Annotated in this window: 18 protein-coding genes; 10 read left to right on the top strand and 8 right to left on the bottom strand. The window is 68.3% G+C overall.

Annotation, left to right across the window (positions count from 1 at the left end):
• The first annotated feature begins 580 nt into the window (after positions 1-580).
• The 9 genes from rpmH (at position 581) to MJO54_RS23520 (ending at position 7,001) form a co-directional block, all read left to right on the top strand.
• Complete coding sequence (rpmH, locus tag MJO54_RS23560; RefSeq protein WP_046283926.1) at positions 581-724, top strand: 50S ribosomal protein L34; 144 nt, start codon at positions 581-583, stop codon at positions 722-724.
• A gap of 17 nt (positions 725-741) precedes the next feature.
• Positions 742-1,140: a ribonuclease P protein component gene (gene rnpA, locus MJO54_RS23555; protein WP_105295352.1), complete on the top strand. Its 399-nt coding sequence runs from the start codon at positions 742-744 to the stop codon at positions 1,138-1,140.
• Positions 1,140-1,454 (top strand): membrane protein insertion efficiency factor YidD, encoded by a 315-nt coding sequence (yidD, locus tag MJO54_RS23550; protein ID WP_046283924.1) that lies wholly within the window; start codon positions 1,140-1,142, stop codon positions 1,452-1,454. The genes rnpA and yidD overlap by 1 nt, the downstream gene beginning before the upstream one ends.
• A gap of 43 nt (positions 1,455-1,497) precedes the next feature.
• Entirely contained in the window at positions 1,498-2,538 is a 1,041-nt protein-coding gene (gene yidC / locus MJO54_RS23545; protein WP_046283944.1) for a membrane protein insertase YidC, read from the top strand.
• Positions 2,539-2,610: 72 nt separating this feature from the next.
• Positions 2,611-3,144 (top strand): Jag family protein, encoded by a 534-nt coding sequence (locus tag MJO54_RS23540; RefSeq protein WP_174549728.1) that lies wholly within the window; start codon positions 2,611-2,613, stop codon positions 3,142-3,144.
• 70 nt (positions 3,145-3,214) lie between these two features.
• Entirely contained in the window at positions 3,215-3,949 is a 735-nt protein-coding gene (rsmG, locus tag MJO54_RS23535; RefSeq protein ID WP_064888364.1) for a 16S rRNA (guanine(527)-N(7))-methyltransferase RsmG, read from the top strand.
• Positions 3,946-4,944, top strand: a complete 999-nt coding sequence (locus tag MJO54_RS23530; protein ID WP_234821570.1) for a ParA family protein — start codon at positions 3,946-3,948, stop codon at positions 4,942-4,944. Before rsmG ends, MJO54_RS23530 begins: the two co-directional genes overlap by 4 nt.
• A gap of 43 nt (positions 4,945-4,987) precedes the next feature.
• Positions 4,988-5,986, top strand: coding sequence for a ParB/RepB/Spo0J family partition protein (locus tag MJO54_RS23525; protein WP_046283920.1), 999 nt, complete (start codon positions 4,988-4,990; stop codon positions 5,984-5,986).
• Between the two features lie 223 nt (positions 5,987-6,209).
• Positions 6,210-7,001, top strand: a complete 792-nt coding sequence (locus MJO54_RS23520; RefSeq protein ID WP_064888365.1) for a Dyp-type peroxidase — start codon at positions 6,210-6,212, stop codon at positions 6,999-7,001.
• 123 nt (positions 7,002-7,124) lie between these two features.
• Here the strand turns inward: MJO54_RS23520 and MJO54_RS23515 are convergent, their stop codons facing one another.
• The 8 genes from MJO54_RS23515 to MJO54_RS23480 all read right to left on the bottom strand — a co-directional run bounded on the left by MJO54_RS23515 (position 7,125) and on the right by MJO54_RS23480 (position 17,717).
• Positions 7,125-8,345, bottom strand: a complete 1,221-nt coding sequence (locus MJO54_RS23515) for an N-acetylmuramoyl-L-alanine amidase (protein WP_046283918.1) — start codon at positions 8,343-8,345, stop codon at positions 7,125-7,127.
• Between the two features lie 167 nt (positions 8,346-8,512).
• Entirely contained in the window at positions 8,513-8,857 is a 345-nt protein-coding gene (gene trxA, locus MJO54_RS23510) for a thioredoxin (protein ID WP_046283917.1), read from the bottom strand.
• Positions 8,854-9,855, bottom strand: coding sequence for a thioredoxin-disulfide reductase (gene trxB / locus MJO54_RS23505; protein WP_105295353.1), 1,002 nt, complete (start codon positions 9,853-9,855; stop codon positions 8,854-8,856). The genes trxA and trxB overlap by 4 nt, the downstream gene beginning before the upstream one ends.
• Positions 9,856-9,954: 99 nt before the next feature.
• Positions 9,955-10,464 (bottom strand): RsmA family anti-sigma factor, encoded by a 510-nt coding sequence (locus MJO54_RS23500; RefSeq protein ID WP_205843443.1) that lies wholly within the window; start codon positions 10,462-10,464, stop codon positions 9,955-9,957.
• Between the two features lie 28 nt (positions 10,465-10,492).
• Entirely contained in the window at positions 10,493-11,116 is a 624-nt protein-coding gene (gene sigM / locus MJO54_RS23495) for an RNA polymerase sigma factor SigM (protein ID WP_046283915.1), read from the bottom strand.
• 105 nt (positions 11,117-11,221) lie between these two features.
• The gene (gene murJ / locus MJO54_RS23490; RefSeq protein WP_234821571.1) at positions 11,222-14,602 is read right to left on the bottom strand and encodes a murein biosynthesis integral membrane protein MurJ; all 3,381 of its coding nucleotides are present in this window, start codon (positions 14,600-14,602) and stop codon (positions 11,222-11,224) included.
• Positions 14,599-16,875, bottom strand: coding sequence for a hypothetical protein (locus MJO54_RS23485; RefSeq protein ID WP_240176024.1), 2,277 nt, complete (start codon positions 16,873-16,875; stop codon positions 14,599-14,601). The genes murJ and MJO54_RS23485 overlap by 4 nt, the downstream gene beginning before the upstream one ends.
• Before the next feature lie 77 nt (positions 16,876-16,952).
• Positions 16,953-17,717, bottom strand: coding sequence for an NUDIX hydrolase (locus tag MJO54_RS23480; RefSeq protein WP_046283912.1), 765 nt, complete (start codon positions 17,715-17,717; stop codon positions 16,953-16,955).
• A gap of 316 nt (positions 17,718-18,033) precedes the next feature.
• Here MJO54_RS23480 and MJO54_RS23475 point away from each other — a divergent pair, with 316 nt between their 5' ends.
• Positions 18,034-19,476: a CCA tRNA nucleotidyltransferase gene (locus MJO54_RS23475; protein ID WP_064888370.1), complete on the top strand. Its 1,443-nt coding sequence runs from the start codon at positions 18,034-18,036 to the stop codon at positions 19,474-19,476.
• Positions 19,477-19,484 lie beyond the last annotated feature (8 nt).

Genomic DNA, 19,484 nt, shown 5'->3' with positions numbered 1-19,484 from the left:
CGCGGTGCCAGGATGCCGTACAGGGACATGCTATCCACACACTTATCCACAGGTGTGGATGAGGTGCGCATTCCGCGGTGAGGCCCTCTGGGCCGGTTGCTCAGCAACGGATACTCCAGACAAAAGACGCTATATCTGAAGCGCCAGCCGCTTCGTGATCTTCGGTTCGTGGTCGAGAACCGCTCCGGTTCCGAAACGGCGCTGGCAAGCAAGTTAACAGGTTTCCGCGTGGACGACTACTCATTTCACCGAGATGAATCGAATGAAAACGAAGGTCGTTAAAGCTGTCGATACGGGTGTGACCAGTGTGAATACTGGGTCGATTTCCTAGGCCGGCGGGCATGGTGCGGTACGGCGACGACGCCGGGGTTTGACCCGGCGAACGTGCATCAGTACCCTCGAACAGTCGCCCGAACGCTGGCGATACGGCTGCGACCGGCCTAAAAGCCGGAGCCCGCGCCGGTTACGAGCAAGACGCAGAAGTTCACTGAGCTTACCGAGTGCGTCGCGTGCGACAGGCACAACGGGCTTCCGGTGTGTCGGGCTAACGCGACGCAAGATGCAATAAGGAGAGTGTGCCGTGGCCAAGGGCAAGCGGACCTTCCAGCCCAACAACCGTCGTCGGGCCCGCGTGCACGGGTTCCGGCTGCGGATGCGTACCCGTGCCGGTCGTGCCATCGTCACCGCCCGGCGCAACAAGGGCCGTCGCTCGCTGACCGCCTGAGCACAGGCAGCTCGGCGGTGCTCCCGGTTCAATACCGGATGAGACGATCGGCCGACTTCGGTGCAACGGTCAAGCATGGCCGAAGGGCAGTGCAGCCGGACCTCATCCTGTACGACCGCGTCATACACGACCGACGGACGGACCCGTCCGAGGAGTCGGCGCTGCGGGACGCGGCGGCGACTTCGCCGCGCGTCGGTCTGATCATCGCCAAGTCGGTCGGTAATGCGGTTGACCGGCATCGTGTGGCCCGGCGATTGCGCCATGTGGCCCGCGAGGTGTTGACCGACCTGGAGCCGCGAGAGCAGCTGGTGATCCGGGCTCTGCCCAGCAGCAACGGTGCGACCTCGGATGAACTCGGCACCCAGTTGCGGACAGGCTTGCGGTCGATCCGCCGGGCCGCGGGGGCGGTGCGCTGATGCACGCGGTCGCGGCAGTACCGGTACGTGGATTGATCTTCGTCATTGAGCTCTATCGTCATCTGATCTCGCCACTGCGGCTGCCCAGCTGTCGCTTCATGCCGACCTGCAGCCAGTACGCGGTTGACGCATTGACGGAATACGGGTTGATTCGGGGCAGCTGGCTGGCAGCCGTACGGCTAGCTAAGTGCGGGCCGTGGCATCAAGGCGGATGGGACCCGATTCCCGAACGGACCCAGGGGGCTGCTGACAGCGGCTGCCCGTCCGAGAACAACTCGGACAATCGAGCGGAGGGTGAATACCGTGTCCTTTGATCCGGGCAGCCTGGACTACGTGTACTACCCGGTGTCGGGCATTATGTGGTTGTGGTACAAGGCTTTTGGCCTTCTACTGGGGCCCGCGAGCTTCTTCACCTGGGCGCTGTCGGTGGTGTTCCTGGTGTTCACGCTGCGGGCGCTGCTGTACAAGCCGTTCGTCAAGCAGATCCGGACCACCCGGCAGATGCAGGAGCTGCAGCCGCAGATCAAGGCGTTGCAGAAGAAGTACGGCAAGGACCGCCAGAAGATGGCGCTGGAGATGCAGAAGCTCCAGCGTGAGCACGGCTTCAACCCGATCTTGGGATGTCTGCCGATGCTCGCGCAGGTTCCGGTCTTCCTGGGCCTGTTCCATGTGCTTCGGTCCTTCAACCGGACCAGTACCGGTATCGGTCAGCTTGGCCTGTCGCCCGATCTGAACCGGCAGCTGGGCAACTACTTCTTCAGTGCGGCCGACGTCGGGAACTTCCTGGACGCGAATCTGTTCGGTGCCCCGCTGGGCGCGACCATGATCCAACGCACCGGGTTGGACGCCTTCACCGAGTTCAACCGGCTGTCGGTGATTGCGGTTGGGGTACCGATCATGATCGCGGCCGGTATCGCGACCTACTTCAACAGCCGGGCTTCGGTAGCGCGGCAAAGCCCAGAAGCCGCGGCCAACCCGCAGACCGCGATGATGAACAAGCTGGCGCTCTACGTGTTCCCGCTGGGCGTGGTCGTCGGTGGGCCGTTCCTGCCGTTGGCGATCATCCTGTACTGGTTCTCCAACAACATCTGGACGTTCGGCCAGCAGCACTACGTGTTCGGCCTGATCGCCAAGGAGGAAGAGGCCAAGAAGGAGGAGGCGCTGCGGCGTCGCGCGGCCAACGCGCCGGCTCCTGGGGCGAAGCCCAAGCGGGGTAGCCGGGCGGCCACGACCGACGCAGCCGTCGAAGCCGATGCTGCTGTCGAGGAGTCGGGCCCGACCGAGGCAGAGACCGGCGAGACCGGGAACTCCGAGGCTGCCAAGCGCAGCCCGAATCGACCCGCTGCCCGTGGTGGACGGCCGGGCGCCGGGGCGAAGCCGAAGAAACGTAAGCGGTGACGTACCGCGACAAGCCAACCGGCGCGCTAGCCGCCGGGCACGGAGGGAGACGACATGACCGACACGACTGACATGAACGACGCTGGGACCACCGAGGTGACGGGGGAGGCCCAGGAGGGCCAAGCCGCGCCCGCGGTCGACCTGGAAGACCGACTGGTTGCCGAGGGCGAGATCGCTGGCGACTACTTGGAGGAGTTGCTCGACCTGCTGGACTTCGACGGCGACATCGACCTTGACGTCGAGGGCCGCCGTGCCGTGGTGAGCATCGACGGCGGTGCGGACCTGACCAAGCTGGTCGGCCGCAAGGGAGAGGTGCTCGATGCGCTGCAGGAGCTGACTCGCTTGGCGGTGCACCAGAAGACGGGTGAACGCAGCCGGTTGATGCTGGACATCGCCGGGTGGCGCCGTCGGCGCCGCGACGACTTGACCGCGCTCGGCGACGAGGTGGCCCGGCGCGTGCTGGAGAGCGGTGCCGACGAGGAACTGGCCCCGATGAGCCCGTTCGAACGTAAGATCGTCCACGATGCGGTGGCCGCCGTCGATGGCGTGCACAGCGAGAGTCAGGGCGTCGAGCCGTCGCGCCGCGTAGTGGTACGGCGGGACTGACCAGACTGAGCGTGGGGAATCACAGCAATGTGATTCCCCGCCCGCGGTCCGTTCCCGGGAAGCCGGAGGAATGTTTCACGTGAAACATGTCGAGGGAGCACCGGCACCCGAGCCGCCCCCGGAGGCGGCGGAAGTCTTCGGCGACCGACTCCCCATCGCCTGTCGTTATGCGGCCCTGTTAGCCGGACCCGGTGTAGAGCGTGGGCTGATCGGCCCCCGCGAAGTCGAAAGACTCTGGGAACGCCACCTGCTCAACTGCGCGGCAGTGGGCGAGCTGCTGGAGCCCGGGGAGCGGGTGGCAGACATCGGAAGTGGCGCCGGGCTGCCGGGGATACCGGTGGCGATCGTGCGCCCAGACGTGTCGATGATCCTTGTAGAGCCGCTGTTGCGCCGTAGCGAGTTCTTGCACGAGGCGGTCGCGGAACTGGGCCTCGCCGGCGTAGAAGTGCTGCGCGGTCGTGCCGAGGATCCCGCGGTGCGCGATGCGGCCGGCGACTGCGATGTCGTCACGTCACGTGCGGTCGCAAGCCTGGACAAGATTGGCCGGTGGAGCCTGCCGCTGCTACGAAAGGGCGGCCGGATGCTGGCGATGAAGGGGGAGCGGGCACAGGCCGAGGTTGATGAGCACCGCGGCGTGATGGCCAGACTAGGCGCCAACGACGTAAGGGTGGTGAGATGTGGCGTGAACTATTTAACCCCGCCCGCGACCGTAGTGCTGGCACTGCGGGGAGACGCCCAAGCGAAGCGCGCCCGCGGTCGGATGTCCGGCAGCCCGGCGCAACGGTCGAGCAGGAGGCAGGCATGAGTAGAGCAGTCCCCCCGGGCATCACGCCACGGCCGTCGGCCGCGAAGTCCGCAGGCTCCGCCGAAGCTGTTTCACGTGAAACATCGTCCGGCTCGGTTTCACGTGAAACATCGCCGGACTTTGTCGACACCCCGATCGGAGCGGCGGCCGAACGCGCCATGCAAGTTCTGCACACGAACAATCGACTGCCCCGCCCAAAGCGCCGGCGGGTGTTCACCGTGGCCAACCAGAAAGGCGGCGTCGGCAAGACCACCACGGCGGTCAACCTCGCCGCGGCCCTCGCGGTGCAGGGGATCAAGACCTTGGTGATCGATCTCGACCCGCAGGGCAACGCGAGCACCGCGTTGGGTATCGCCGATCGGAAGTCGGGGACCCCGTCGTCGTACGAAGTGTTGATCGGGGCGATGCCGGTGACCGAAGCCCTGCAGCAGAGCCCGCACAACGAACGGCTGTATTGCATTCCCGCCACCATCGATCTGGCCGGCGCAGAGATCGAATTGGTGAGCATGGTGGCGCGGGAGAACCGGCTGCGCAATGCGCTGGCCGATTTGGACAGCTTCGACTTCGACTACGTCTTCATAGACTGCCCGCCATCGCTCGGACTCCTGACGGTCAATGCGTTGGTTGCGGCGCCCGAGGTGCTGATCCCGATCCAGTGCGAGTACTACGCCCTGGAGGGCGTGTCCCAGTTGATGCGCAACATCGAGATGGTCAAGGCGCATCTCAACCCGCGGCTTGATGTGACCACCGTGCTGCTGACGATGTATGACGGGCGAACCAAGCTCGCGGACCAAGTCGCCGACGAGGTCCGGCGCTACTTCGGAGACCGAGTGCTGCGCACGGTGATCCCGCGCAGCGTCAAGGTGTCGGAAGCGCCGGGCTACAGCATGACGATCATTGATTACGACCCGGGCTCGCGCGGGGCGATGAGCTACCTGGATGCCAGCCGGGAGCTCGTCGAGCGGGACCTGGCAGACGGCGGGAAACAGCAGTGACCGCCGGTGTACGACGACCCGGAGAAGAACAGGAGCGCCACAGATGACCGGACCGTCGCGTAAGAAGGGCGGCTTGGGCCGCGGCCTGGCGTCGCTGATCCCGACGGGACCCGGGGAGGGGAACGACGGTCAGGGCGACCGTGGCGCCGGCCTGGGACCGCGCATGGGCGATGCCGCTGCCGATGTCGTTCTCGGCGGCTTGGGTGCCTCAGCCCCGGCGGCCACCCCGGACGTGGGCGCGGTATACCGGGAGATCCGGCCGGCCGACATCGACCCCAACCCGCGACAGCCCCGGCAGGTTTTCGACGACGAGGCACTGGCCGAGCTGGTGCATTCGATCCGGGAGTTCGGGCTCATGCAGCCCATCGTGGTGCGGGCTGTACCCGGATCCTCGCGATACCAGTTGGTCATGGGGGAGCGGCGTTGGCGGGCCTCCCAGCAAGCCGGTCTGGAGACCATCCCGGCGATCGTTCGGGAGACCGAGGACGACAACCTGTTGCGCGATGCGCTGCTGGAGAACATCCACCGGGTACAGCTGAACCCGTTGGAAGAGGCGGCCGCCTATCAGCAATTGCTTGACGAGTTCGGGGTGACCCACGACGAACTGGCCACGCGGATCGGTCGCTCCCGCCCGTTGGTGACCAACATGATCCGGCTGTTGCGCCTGCCGATTGCCGTGCAGCGCAGGGTCGCCGCCGGTGTGTTGTCGGCCGGCCACGCCCGCGCCCTGCTATCGCTGGAGGCCGGATCCGAGGCTCAGGAAGAACTTGCTGCTCGGATCGTGGCCGAGGGACTGTCGGTGCGCGCTACCGAGGAAGCGGTTACCCTGGCCAACCGAGGGGGCACCCCGACACCGGTCGCGCCGCGGCGCAAGCCGATCCAGATGCCCGGACTGCAGGACGTCGCAGAGCGGTTGTCGACCACATTCGACACCCGTGTGACGGTCAGCCTCGGCAAGCGCAAGGGCAAGATCGTGGTCGAGTTCGGCTCGGTCGACGATTTGCAACGCATTGTCGCGATGATGGACTCGACAACCTCCTGAGCCGTTGTGCGGCCAGGTCCAGGGCCACACGGCCGTTACGTCACTGTGACGGTACAGTGACCCGGGTCCGTCGAGGGTAGTGAAACATGTTGATTAACAGCAGCTTTCATTTTTTGGAGGAGTCGACCCACCGGATGGCGCCGAGAGTGGCATCCGGCGGCTCGACACTCCTATTCTTAAGGGGCTGTCGTCGGCGGCAGCACGGGTTGAGACCGGGAGTCCAGTGTCTGTCCGAATCGCACCCCTGAAGCTCGAGGGTTTCGAGCAGCTTCCCAAGCACGCACGCCGCTGTGTCTTCTGGGAAGTCGATCCAGCCACCCTCGGCCGCGACGATCACCTCTCGGATCCGGAGTTCGAGAAGGAAGCCTGGCTGTCGATGGTGATGCTGGAGTGGGGGACCTGCGGCCAGGTCGCCACACCGTCGGCCGCCGCGCGAGGAGTCGGGGATCCGCAGTGCCTCGGCTACGTGCTCTACGCGCCCCCGCGCGCCGTGCCGCGGGCACACCGGTTTCCCACCGGGCCGGTCTCGGCCGACGCTGTGCTGCTGACTTCGATCGGCGTCGATCCGGCTCCGATGGCCGACGGTCTGCCACGCGAACTGATCGCCCACGTGGTCGAGGAATTGATGCGACGCGGCGTCCGCGCCCTTGAGGCCTTCGGCCGCACGGCGGAGGTTTCTGAACTACTCGGTATGGGCGACACCGCCCCGCCCGACGTTGCGCCGGTGTTGGAGGCGGTCGGCGACTGCTCGGTCGAGCACTGCATCATCGCGGCAGACTTCTTAACCGACGTGGGGTTCACCGTGGTGGCGCCGCATCGGTACTTCCCGCGGCTGCGCTTGGAACTCGACAAGGGCCTGGGGTGGAAGGCCGAGGTGGAGGCTGCGCTGGAGCGCCTGTTGGAAAGCTCGCGATTAGAGCAACCGATCGGGGTGGGCGCCCCGGCGGCGTCCGGGTCGGCGACTGGATCCATGCGGCAGTTCCGGCTTCGGCTCTCCTGCGTCGAGCCTCACTAAACCGCGGTGTTGATGCGGCGGTTCCAGTTTCGGCTCTCCTGCGTCGAGCCTCACTAAACCGCGGTGTTGATGCGGCGGTTTCAGTTTCGGCTCTCCTGCGTCGAGCCTCACTAAACCGCCGGGTCAGGAACCGCCGAGCTGACCGGTCCGCTCGACCGACAGTTCGTGGGCCAGCAATTCGGCGAAGGTGAAGGTTCCGGTGGGCCGGTCGTTCTTGCCCAGCAGATAGAGGCGTTTGACCGCGGCGAGCATTCCTTCGGCGATGGCATCGCGATTAGCGGGGGAGGCCAGCATCCCGCGATCACGCGGGCTGGTGATGTAACCGACGTCGACCTCGACGGTCGGCATGCGGGTCAGGCGCAGCAGGTCCCAGGTCCGACCGTGCGCCCGGCAGTCCTGTAATCCGGTGCGGGCCACGATCTCTCGCTGAATGAAGTCGGCGAGGTTGCGGCCGATGGTGGACACCGAGCCATGCGAGTTGCCGAAGTGAAAGGACGCCACGCCGTTGGCCGCCGGGCTGACGTGGGTGGCGCAGCGCAGGCTGATCATCAGGTCGGCGCCCACCGCGTTGGCGGTCGCAGCGCGTTCGGCGTCCGAGGGGTTGCGGCCGCTGGGACGGGACAGGAAGGTGTCCATCCCGATGGCCGTCATCCGGCCCTCCAAACGACTTGCCAAGTCCCACAAGATATCTGCTTCACTGATCGGTCCTGACGGAGTCTGGATGATCAGCCCGTGGTCACGACCGCCACGGCCTGGGTCGATGACGATCCGTTTGCCGGACAGCCGGGGTCCGGACCGCCGCACCAGTTCCTCCTCGCGGATCGCGTGCGGCGAACCGCCGGTCACCCGCGAGGCCAGAAAGTTCAAGGAGCGCAACGTTTCCGGCCCGCAGATACCGTCGGCGTACAAACCGTACTCACGCTGATAGGACATCAACGCGTTGTGCGTCTGGATACCGAAGTAGCCGTCGACCAGACCGGTGTAGAAGCCCAGATCCTGCAGGCGCGCCTGCAGCGTGGCGACGTCGTCGCCGTACATCGGCGCCCCGAACTGGTGGTTGAGAATGCGGGCGCCCAGTCGGTAGGACGCCTCCTTGAGCGCACGGTAGGTCGCCTCGCCGATCACGCCGTCGACGAGCAGGCCACGCTGCTGCTGAAAGGCCCGCACGGCCTGATCCAGGGCTTCGTCGAAGACGTCCAGGGCGACGTGTTTGCCGGTGCTCAGATCCGCGTCGGGGCTGTCCACCAGCCCGAGCGCGGCCAGCGCTGCTCGGATCTCCACTACGGCACCGCTGCGGTCGCCACGACGCAGGCCCTGCTCGGTGCCGCGATGCCGACCCGACATTACTGAGCCCCTCCGGTTGTCGCTGTTGGCAGTGGAACCGTGCTGGTGGTTGCCAGCAGATTAGCCAGAATTGTCTCAGATCCCCGGCCAATTTTCGAAAACGGCAAGGCAACAAAAGTCACCTGAGAGCCGAGGCTCACAAGCGTGTCGGGCAGTGCCCGGAACCGCTAGGTCGCGTCTGCGAGCTCCCGCAGCAGTGCGGCTTTGCCCTTGGCCCCGACGATCCGCTTCACCGGCTGACCGTCCTTGAACAGGATCAAGGTGGGGATCGAGACCACGTTGAAGTCCCGCGCGGTGTCCGGGTTGGCGTCCACGTCGAGCTTGGCGACGGTGAGCTGATCAGCCTGCTCGGCGGCGATCTCCTCCAGTACCGGGGCCACCATCTTGCAGGGCCCGCACCAGGTCGCCCAGAAGTCCACCAGCACGGGCTTACTGCTGGCCAGTACGTCGGCGGCGAAGGTGGCGTCGGAGACGTTCACCGTGGCGTGGTCGTTCGTGCGGTTGTCGGTCACTGTGGTGCTCCCATCAAGGTTTCAGTACCGCTGTCGTGGGCTTCGGCTGTATCGGCCGAGTCTTCGGATTCTGCCAGCCAGCGTTCGGCGTCGATGGCGGCCGCGCAGCCGGTTCCGGCCGCGGTGATCGCCTGCCGGTAGGTGCGGTCCACCAGGTCGCCGGCCGCGAAGACCCCCTCCAAGGAGGTGCGGGAACTCGGCTGCTGGACTCGTACGTAGCCGTCCGGGTCCAGGTCGACGGCGCCCCGTACCAGCGCCGAGCGGGGGTCGTGGCCGATCGCGACGAACACGCCGGTCACCGGCAGCGTGGTTTCCGCGCCGGTCTCGGTGTCGCGCACCCGCAGCCCGGTCACGGTCGCCTCACCCTCCACGGCCACCGGGACGCTGTTGGTGAGGAAACGGATCTTGTCGTTCTCGCGGGCCCGGTTGAGCATGATCTTCGAGGCGCGGAACTCGTCACGGCGGTGCACCAACGTCACGCTGCGGGCGAAGCGGGTCAAGAAGGTGGCCTCCTCCATCGCGGAGTCGCCGCCGCCGATCACGGCGATGTCCTGGTCGCGGAAGAAGAACCCGTCGCAGGTGGCACACGAGCTCACCCCGCGGCCGAGCAGTTCCTGCTCACCGGGGATGTTCAGGTAGCGGGCGGCTGCGCCCATGGCCAAGATGACCGCGCGGGCCCGGTGTGTCTCGCCGTCGGCGGTGACCACGGTCTTGACTTGCCCATCCAGATCCACCGATTCGATGTCCTCCATGCGCAGGTCAGCGCCGAAGCGCAGCGCCTGCTCGCGCATCTCGTCCATCAGCTCCGGGCCCATGATGCCGTTGCGGAAGCCGGGGAAGTTCTCTACCTCGGTGGTGGTCATCAGCGCACCGCCGAAGGCGGTCCCCTCGAAGACCAGCGGGGCCAGTTGCGCCCGGGCGGCGTAGATCGCGGCGGTGTACCCGGCCGGGCCGGAACCGATGATGATCACATCGTGGGTGGATGGTGTCTCAGACATCGAGGGCCTTTCCGCGCGGGGGATCTGGTTACTGGGGCTAGCAACGTCAGCGTAGGCGGCGATGTTCCCCAGGTCGCTACTGCCGGGTCCTGCCGGCGTCTAGGGGCGCCGGACGGTGGTGTCGGCCAGCAGTCCGGTGTCCGCGGAACTGCAGTGCGGAGCCACCGCCAAAGCGATGATCGTGCCCTCTGGCGTGCCCGGCAACAGCAGCACCACGCCGGGGTGACCGTTGATGGTGACCTCACGGGCTCCCAGCACGTGTGTTGAGGCGGGGTAACCCAGTCCGGCCAGGCAGCCGGCCCGGCGTGCCGGGTCTGTCAGCGGGCCGTAGTCGGGGCGACGGTCCAAGAGCTCAAGGATCTCCGGATCGGACAGCGGCAGCACCGCCGTGGGCGCGGAGGCCACCGTGATGGCGTCCAGGGAGCGGTGGCCGCTGGGGGTGTCGCCGGGGAACCGGATCAGCGCGGCGGTGCCGACCCCGATGGCGATCAGTGCCGCGGCGCCTCCGGCCCAGGCGGCGATCCGCCGTAACGGGGGCAGTGGCCGGCTCGAGTGCGCCGGTGGCCCGGTGCGGGCCCGGGACTGTTCGTCGCCCTCATCGCTTGGCATATTGCCGCTTCCGCTCGCTCTGGTGTCGTCACGCGCAGTCGTCGATCCGACCTGGTAACCCGCCCTCCGGCGCCAAGGCTATCGGGCCGCCGACCGGCCGGACCGCAGCGCCGGGCCCGGGGTGGTGGGTTCGCCCGAGCAGGACGGCCAGCCGCGCGCGACCGCGGGCGCAGCGACTCTTGACGGTGCCCGGTGCCACGCCGAATGCGTGGGCGGCATCAGCGATCGAATAGCCCTGCATGTCGACGGCGACCACCGCGGCCCGCTGGTCGACGGGCAACCGGGACAGCGCCGCGCGCACTTCCAGCGCCGTCTCTACCGCGGCGGTGTGATCTCCGACAGTGGCGTGGGTGACGAGCAGTTCGGTGTAAGGGATCTTGTTGCGGCGCAAGCGATCCAGGCAGGCGTTGATCACGATCCGGTGCAGCCAACTGCCGACGGCGGCGTTGTTGCGAAACGTTCCCGCCGCCCGATGTGCCGACAACATCGCCTCCTGCAGCGCATCCTCCGCGTCTTCCGGACACCCGGTGGTGAGCCGGGCCAACCGGCGCAGCCGGCGGTGGTGGCGGCCATAGAGCTCGCCGAACGCGTAGCGGTCACCGGCGACATGCGCGGCCAACAGCTCGGCGTCGCTGCGGTCCGGGTGCCCCATGGGCGGACAGTAACCAGCGGCGACCCCGTGGGCACTTCACCTCAACCGAGCTGTGCACAGGCTAGCGGCGCCATCACGGCGACCCGCTTCGCCCTGATCGATCGCCTAGGACGCGCCCTGCACGGTGATCTCAGAGATCTGGGTGCGGCTTTCGCCCCCGGTGTTGCCCATCGTGGAGATCCACACCAGCAGGTTCGACGTCGGCGACGCCGAGTCGGCCGTGATCTTGTTGGAACCGGGCTGCAGCGCCTTCGCCGGGGCCAACAGGGTGGTGTCCTCGAGGCGAGAGGGCTTGGGCGTCGAAGAGGAGCGCAGCTCCACTCGGGTCCCGGTGCTGGACACGTTCAGCGTGACCGTGCCGATCACGGTGGGCTTGGGCAGTTGCAGCATCAGCCCGACCCCGTTCTTGAAGTTCGGGAAGGGCACCGGGTCGGAGTAGGTGTCCGTCGACCAAGCCGTGGCCGGATTGCCGTCGATAGCCAGACCGGCATCCTGGGGCCGGTCTGCCTCGCCGCCGGGGGAGAACACCGTCACCTGCACCGGCTTCACGATGCCGCTGGGTCCGGAGGTGCCCGTCTGTGACGACGCCGACGGACTGCTCAAGCCCAGTTCGGTCTTGTCCAACCCGTTGACGTCGCCGAAGATCCGGTTGAGCACCGAGGCTAGCACCAGCAGGGCGACCAGGATGACGGCCCCGCCGATGCCCAGACCGATCAGCACCCGGCGGCGCCGCTCGGCGCGCGTCTCGGCGTCCGGTGGTGCCGGTGCCGGACGGGGCGCGGGTGCCTCGTCACCGACCGCACCCAACAACTCGGTCTGCTCGTGCAGGGCGGTGGCCTGCTGCAGCAGGTTCGACAGCGTCGACGCGCCGCGGATCCCGCCGTCGGGCTGGATCGCATGGCTGGCTGCCGCAGCGATCTGGAACGGGATGTCCGGGTTGATCGCGTCGGGTTTGACCGGGTTCCCGGTCTCGTCGCGGTCGGCGGGCTCCAGTCCCACGTCGGCGCCGGCGTCGGCCAACGGCCACCGGTTGACCAGCAGCGCATACAAAGTGGCGCCGATCCCGCGGATGTCGTCCTCGGGCTTGGTGTCCGGCAACGTGGCGGGGAAGGCCAGGGTGACGTCGCCGTCGATGCTGACCCGGACCCGGGCCGGGTGGTCGATCGACAGGGCCACGCCATTCTGGTGGGCGGATTCGGCCGCGGTGGCCAACGACCGGATCGCGCGGGCGGCACCGATCGGTGACGGCGCGGTACCGGCCACCTCCTGCAGCGAGGCGCCGCGCACCCATTCGGAGACCACCAGCCCGCCCGCACCCACGCGCACCACGTCAAGCACCCGGGCGATACCGGGCAGGGTGATCTGGCTGAGCCGCTGGGTACGCGACAGCACGCCGGTGAGCTGGTCATCGTCCATCGTCTGATTCGGGTCGACGAACGTCAGCGCGACTTGCCGATCCAGCGCCGTGTCCAGGGCCTGCCAGAACTGCAGCACCGAGGTGCCGCCGTGGCGTACCAGCAGCCGGTAGCGGCCGCCGGCAATGCTCAGCCCCGGTGTCAGCAAGCTGTCGTTGCCGGCTGACTCGGGGGTCTCGGCGGCCCGCTGAGACTGCTGCGGAGCAACGGTCCGCGACGCGGCCCGAGACCCGGCGCCCTCGGAAGGAATGTCGGCCACCTCCGCGCCTTTCGGTGTCCGGCCACCGGCGATGTGCGCCGGCGGCGTGTGCGCAGCGGGATCGTTCGGGACGTCCCCGCTGGCTGTGGGCAAACGGTTGTGCTCAGCGTACGGGACGCTCGTATCGGGAGATGCCGGGTTCGGCAGGCCGATCTGGGCTACGCCGGCACCGATTTTTCGGCGCACCGCGGCCAGGGCGGCGACCGCCTCGGGCACCTCGGCGCGAACCATGACCGCCCCGATGATGGGCAACATCACCAGCGTCATCACCAGTAGGCGCAGCATCGATCCCGCTGCGCCGTGGTCGGTCAGCAGTCGCAGGCCCAGCACTCGATCCAGCACCTCGGCGACCAGCCCGGCCAGCAGCGACGCCGTCAGCGTCACCAGCACGGTGCGGATCACGTCCGGTCCCAGCAGTCGGCCACTGATTGGACGCAGCGAGCGCCGCAGCAGCACGTGCCCGACGATCGCGCCCGCCAGAAAGCCCAGACCATTGGCCAGTCCGAGGTAGGCCGCCACCAGATCGGGGTTATCGGTCAGGTGCGGGGCTGCCACCGACGCGGCGATCTTCACCGCGGTGATCACCACGATGATGGCGATGGGAGTCCACGGTTGCTCCCGGGCGTAGAACACCCGCAGCTGCAACAGCACCATGGCGTAGGGGATCAACGTGAAGGCCGACATCGCCACCGCGGCGCCGAGGAACCCCGCGTCGACGTTGCCGAAGTTGCCGTAGGCGAACAGCGCGCTGCCGATCGCCGGGCCGCCCACGGTCATCAGCGCCACGATCGGAATGAGGGTGATCATCATCAGCCGCGTGGCCAGGGACAGGTCGGCCAGCACCGCGGGATCGTCGCCGGCGGCAGCGTTGCGGCTCAGCCGGGGCATCACCACGGTCAGCACCGTCACGCCGATCATGCCGAACGGCAGCTGCAGTAACAGCCAGGCGTAGTAGTAGATGGCCGGGCCGGACGCGGCGGCGGTGCTGGCGATCTGATTGGTCACCACCAGGCCGACCTGGCTGATCAAGACGTAGAGCACCATCGCCGAGGCCATCGTGCCGAAACGCTTGAGCCGGTCATCGATTCCCCACAGCGGGCGCAGGCTGATCCGCTCCCGCCGGATCGCCACCAGCAGAACGGCGGTCTGGGCGACGACGCCGGCCGTGGTGCCGAGGCCAAGTACCAGCAGCTTGGCGTTGCCCATCCGCACCGGGTCGACCGACAGTTCCCCCGGCACCAGCAGGTAGACCACCAGGGTGGCGATCGCGACGACGTTGTTGACCACCGGCGCCCAGGCAGGGGCCCCGAAGATGTTGCGGGTGTTCAGGATTGCCATGAACACCGAGGACAACCCGTAGCAGATCACCTGGGGCAGCAGCAGATAGGCGAACGCGATGGTCAGCGGCTCGTTGACCTGAGGGTCGCCGCCCAGCATCAACCGCACCAGCAGCGGTGCCGCCGCCACCGAGATGACGGTGGTGGCCAGCAGCAGGGCGGTGGCCAGCGTGACCAGCCGACGCACAAATGCGGCGCCGCCGTCGGCGTCGTCGCGTTCGGCTCGGGCCAGCACCGGTACGAAGATCGCGGTGAACGTCGCCTCCAGCACCAGGGCGGCGATCTGGTTCGGCAGCTGGTTGGCCACCGAGAAGGCGCTCGACAGTGCGGCCCCCAGGATCGCCGCCAACAGGACCACCCGGACGAACCCGGTGATGCGGCTGACCAGGGTCGCCAAAGCCATCCCCCAGGAGCGCGACACCACGGCGGCGTCGGTCAGCTCGGGGCGTGCGGGTTGCTGGGCCGGCGTGCTCACCGGTCTCCACCCGGGCTGGACGGGGGCGCGGGCAGGTCGGCCCGGTCGGGCTGGCCGCGGAATCGGTGCCAGAGCCGGCGCCCGGTCAGCACCGTCAGTGCCGCCGCTGCAGTCATGGTGATCAAGAACAGCACCATGCCGTAGGCGTTGGAATGCACCGACAATCGGACGGATTCACCCAGTGGCAGACCGTCGGGGGTTTGCAGCGCGGCGTCGACGACGAAGTGCTGGTTGACGCGTACCTCGACCGGAACCCGCAGCGGCAGAAACCCCGGCGGCAACTCCAACTCCCCGACATCGGTCACCGTCATTCCGGGTGGGGCGTCGACGTGCAGCCGCACCCGGATCGGTACCGCTAGGTCGTTGCGCAGCGCCAGTGGCAGCGGGCTGTGCTCGGTGGCCAGCGTGTAGGAGTCGGCGGGGTTGACGATGGTGACCGCGCCGATCAGGTCGGTGACGGTGTCGCCGATGATGGCCAGATGCTGCGCCGCCAGGCCGTTGCGGACATCGATCGGCTCGGACTGGGTCAATGCGCGCAGCATCCCTTCGGCGAGCGGCGCGGTGTACTGGTCACCGGTCAGGCCGGTGCGGGCGTCGGTGGTCAACGCCGAGGTCAAGCCCGACAGCCGGCTGATGTCGTTGGCTACCGCGCCGATCACGTCCGGACTGAAACCACCTGCCGGCTGTTGGGTCGGCAGCGGATGCTCGGGAAGGGCCGTCACGTTGCGCGCGTCGGCGATCACCGCGGTCAGTGGCCGGGCCACGGCCAGCCCGGAGCGCAGCGCGGTGGCCAAGGTGGTCAGCACGGACTGGGCGTCGTCGGCGCGGGGCTTCCAGTAGGCCGGCGGCATCAGAATCTCGTCGCGTAGCGCGCCGGGGCTCTCCGGGGATTCCAGTCCGCGCCACAACATGGAGCCCAGGGCGTCCTGGCGACGGGCCAGCGCCGAATCGTGACGAAGCCGGACGGCCAATGAGGAGTCCTGGTAGCTGGGCGCGACCGGATCGGTGCCCATCGCCGCAAGCGCGGCGCCGACGGCGGGGTCATACGGCACGGCCACCAGCTGTGGGGACACCCGCCGCGGGGTGACGTCGGCGGTGGCCGAGGCGCCGGACGCGGAATCCTGCGCCGCACAGTCGCCGGCGGTGATCACCACCGCGCCGCCCTGGGCACTGATCAGGTCCGCGGCGCCAGCCGTGAGCCGGCCATCGCCGAGCAGGATCACACCACGGGTCGAGCTCACCTCAAGGATGCGGTCGACGATGTCGGCGGGTTTGTGCAGCGCGATCTCGTCGAGCCGCCCGTCGCCCACCCGCGCGAGTGCGTCCAGGTCGGTCTGCGCGTAGGGGGTCGCCGTGACGCAGGTGTGGTGTGCCAACCGCCGCAGTCGTTCCAGCCAGGTCCGGGCTGCGTCGCGCCCGGTGCCCGGATGCGAGGTAGCACTCTCGGGGGAGTCGGCGACGACGTAGCCGTTGGTCATCGCGTTGACGGTGACCACCAGGTCGGGGTCGACGGCCAGGCACAGAGCTTGGTTGACCACTCCGTTGGCGTCGACCGCGGGGCTGGTGGCGAACTCGGCGGCGGACAGCAGCGCATCGAGGCGCCCCCCGGGGGCCAGCGATGTGGCCAGGTCGTCGTCGGTGAGCCGTACCGGCAGGGTGCCGCCGGGTGCGCCGGGGGTCAGCCGGGGCCGATCGGCCAGCGGCCAGAACATGGTGAGCCGCACCGGTTGGGAGATGTCGGGTGCGATGGCGCTGGCCGAAAGTTCGGAGTCCGCGTCGGGCTTGGGCAGGCCGGTCACCGGGAGCAGGAAGCGGGCGTCGTCGAGCCGGGTCGGCTCGCCGTAGTCGGGTGTGCCGTTCACGTTGACCAGCACCGGATAGATGCCGGGGTGGTCAATGTTCAAGGCCGGCTGGCTCGCCGAGCGCAGCGGCGCCGACAGCGTGAAGCGGGCTTCCTGACCGCGCTGCAGCTCGGCCGCCACCGTGCTGAACGTGCCTACCGCGCGGTACTGGTCGTTGGCTCCGCTGAGGTTGGTGCGCAGCCCGGCAGAGGAGGCGACCGCGCCGGCCTGTTCGAGGCGCACCATCACATCGCGGACCGGGCGGTCGCCCACATTGCTCACCGTGCCGGCGACCGTGACGAGCGGGACGCTGGAGGTGGTGACGACCTCAGGGGTGACGCGGTCGATGCGGATCTGGACGAACGGCGCCACATCGGGTTCACCGGCGGGAACATGCGGCGCGGCGCCGCCGAGCGCCGTGCCGAGGGTCATCAGGAGGGCGGCCACCACCGCCGGGAGGGCCGCCAATCGCCTCGGCGAGCGACCCCCACCGCTTCGTCGCGTGCGGGTCACGGGTCCAGCCTGCGACCGTTCTTCGGGTCCGGCGAGTTCTCGCCTGCGCGAGTACGGCGGGCGCGGGAATGCGTCTGCTGGCGCCGCCAGGGTGCGGTCACCGGCAGGGGCGGCAGGGCGGCCGGTCCGTCGGCCTGCAACCGGTCGATCAACTCGTCGGCGACCAGTGCCAACCGTCGCTCGTCGGCGTACGCCAAGCGGGACGGCAGTTCCCGGATCGGCACCCACGCCACTTCGGCGACCTCGACATCGTCGTCGCACAGCTCTCCACTGGAGAACCGCATCAGATAGTGGTGCACGGTCTTGTGCACCCGGCGACCGTCGGTGACGAACCAGTAGTCGATGCTGCCCAGCGCGGCCAGCACGCTGCCCTGTACGCCGGTTTCTTCGGCGACCTCGCGGATCGCGGTCTGCTCGGCGGTCTCACCGACTTCGATATGTCCCTTGGGCAGTGACCACAACATCCTGCCGCGTCGGTCGACCCGGCCGATCAGCGCCGCGACCTGCTCTTCGCGCGGGCCGTCGATGCCGTCGACGACCAGCCCGCCCGCGGAGGTCTCGTGCACGGTGCGCAACCGATCCGGTCCGTGCCGCGCGGTGCGGGGCCGCCGCTGGGCCGCCCGCGAAGGGGTCGCGGTCGGGCTGGGGCCGGCTTCGGTAGCAGGGGATTCGGCATGGTTGATTTTCGGACCAGACGTGCGTCGACCACGACGCCGCCTGCGGCGCCGTCCCGAATTGGCTTCTCCGCCGTCGGCCGACACCCATGCGATAGTAGCTGGCACGCTCGGGCCGACCGGCCTCCCTCGCCGGTGACCCGCGGGGCCCGGTTTCGCCGTGTTGAGTCCGCCGAGTGTGCGGAATAGTCGGCGCGGCCCGCGGAAAACCTACGAAACCGCCCACTCGGCCGCGGGACAGCCCGCTTCGCCCGGCTTCGCCGTCCTCGCGACCACCGCGGTGCTGGTGGCGGTGGCCCGCTTCGCCCGGCTTCGCCGTCCTCGCGACCACCGCGGTGCTGGTGGCGGTGGCCCGCTTCGCCCGGCTTCGCCGTCCTCGCGACCACCGCTAAGCTCATCGAACGTGCCCGAAGCCCATCAAGACGCTGACCTGCTGACCACGGCGGCCGTCGCGCTGAATCGGCACGGCGAGTTGCTGCGCAGCCTCGGCGCGATGTTCACCGAAGCCGGTCAGGAGATCTACCTGGTCGGCGGATCGGTCCGCGACGCGCTGTTGGGCCGGCCGAGCCCGGATCTGGATTTCACCACCGACGCGCGCCCCGAGCAGGTGCAGCGCATTCTGCGGGGCCGCACCGAAGCGATGTGGGACACCGGCATCGAGTTCGGCACGGTGGGCGCAACGCTGGTCGGGCAACGCGTGGAGATCACCACCTTCCGGGCCGACAAGTATGACCAGGTGTCCCGCAATCCCGAAGTGCGCTTCGGGGATTCGCTCGACGAGGATCTGGTGCGCCGCGACTTCACCGCCAACGCGATGGCGGTCCGCATCACCGCGGCCGGGCCGGGGGAGTTCCTCGACCCGCTGGGCGGGCTGGCGGCGTTGCGGGAGGGTGTGCTCGATACGCCGACCGCACCGCAGGTTTCTTTCGGCGACGACCCGCTCCGGATGTTGCGCGCCGCCCGGTTTGTTTCGCAGCTCGGCTTCACGGTGGCGCCGCGGGTGCGCGCCGCGATCGAGGACATGGCGCCAGAGCTCGCTCGCATCACCGCGGAACGCGTGGCCGCCGAATTGGACAAGCTGCTGGTGGGCGCCGACCCGGTAGCCGGCCTGGATCTGATGGTGGCCACCGGGATGGGCGATGTGGTGCTGCCCGAGGTGGGCGGCATGCGGATGGCGATCGACGAGCATCACCAGCACAAGGACGTCTACCAGCATTCGCTGACCGTGCTGCGGCAGGCGATCGACCTGGAGGATGACGGCCCCGACCTGGTTCTGCGCTGGGCGGCGTTGCTGCACGACATCGGCAAGCCCGCCACCCGCCGGCACGAAACTGACGGAGGCGTGAGCTTCCACCACCACGAGGTGGTGGGCGCGAAGATGGCCCGGAAACGGATGCGCGCGCTGCGCTACTCCAAGCAGATGGTCGACGACGTGTCCCAGCTGGTCTACCTGCACCTGCGGTTCCACGGCTACGGCGACGGCAAGTGGACCGACTCGGCGGTGCGGCGCTACGTCACCGATGCGGGGCCGCTGCTGGGACGGCTGCACAAGCTGGTCCGGGCCGATTGCACCACCCGCAACAAGCGGCGTGCGGCGCGCCTGCAGGCCAGCTACGACCAGCTCGAAGAGCGGATCGCAGTTCTGGCCGAGCAGGAAGACCTGCAGCGGGTGCGGCCGGACCTCGACGGCAACGAGATCATGGCGCTGCTCGACATCCCGGCGGGACCGCAGGTAGGCCGCGCGTGGAGCTATCTCAAGGAGCTGCGGTTGGAGCGCGGGCCGCTGACGCGCGAGGAGGCGACGGCCGAGTTGCTGTCGTGGTGGCAGAACCAGGGGAACCGCTAGCGGGATCT

It is taken from the genome of Mycolicibacter virginiensis (assembly GCF_022374935.2).
In the GTDB taxonomy this organism is placed as follows: domain Bacteria; phylum Actinomycetota; class Actinomycetes; order Mycobacteriales; family Mycobacteriaceae; genus Mycobacterium; species Mycobacterium virginiense.
This window is presented reverse-complemented; position numbering and strand designations above follow the sequence as displayed.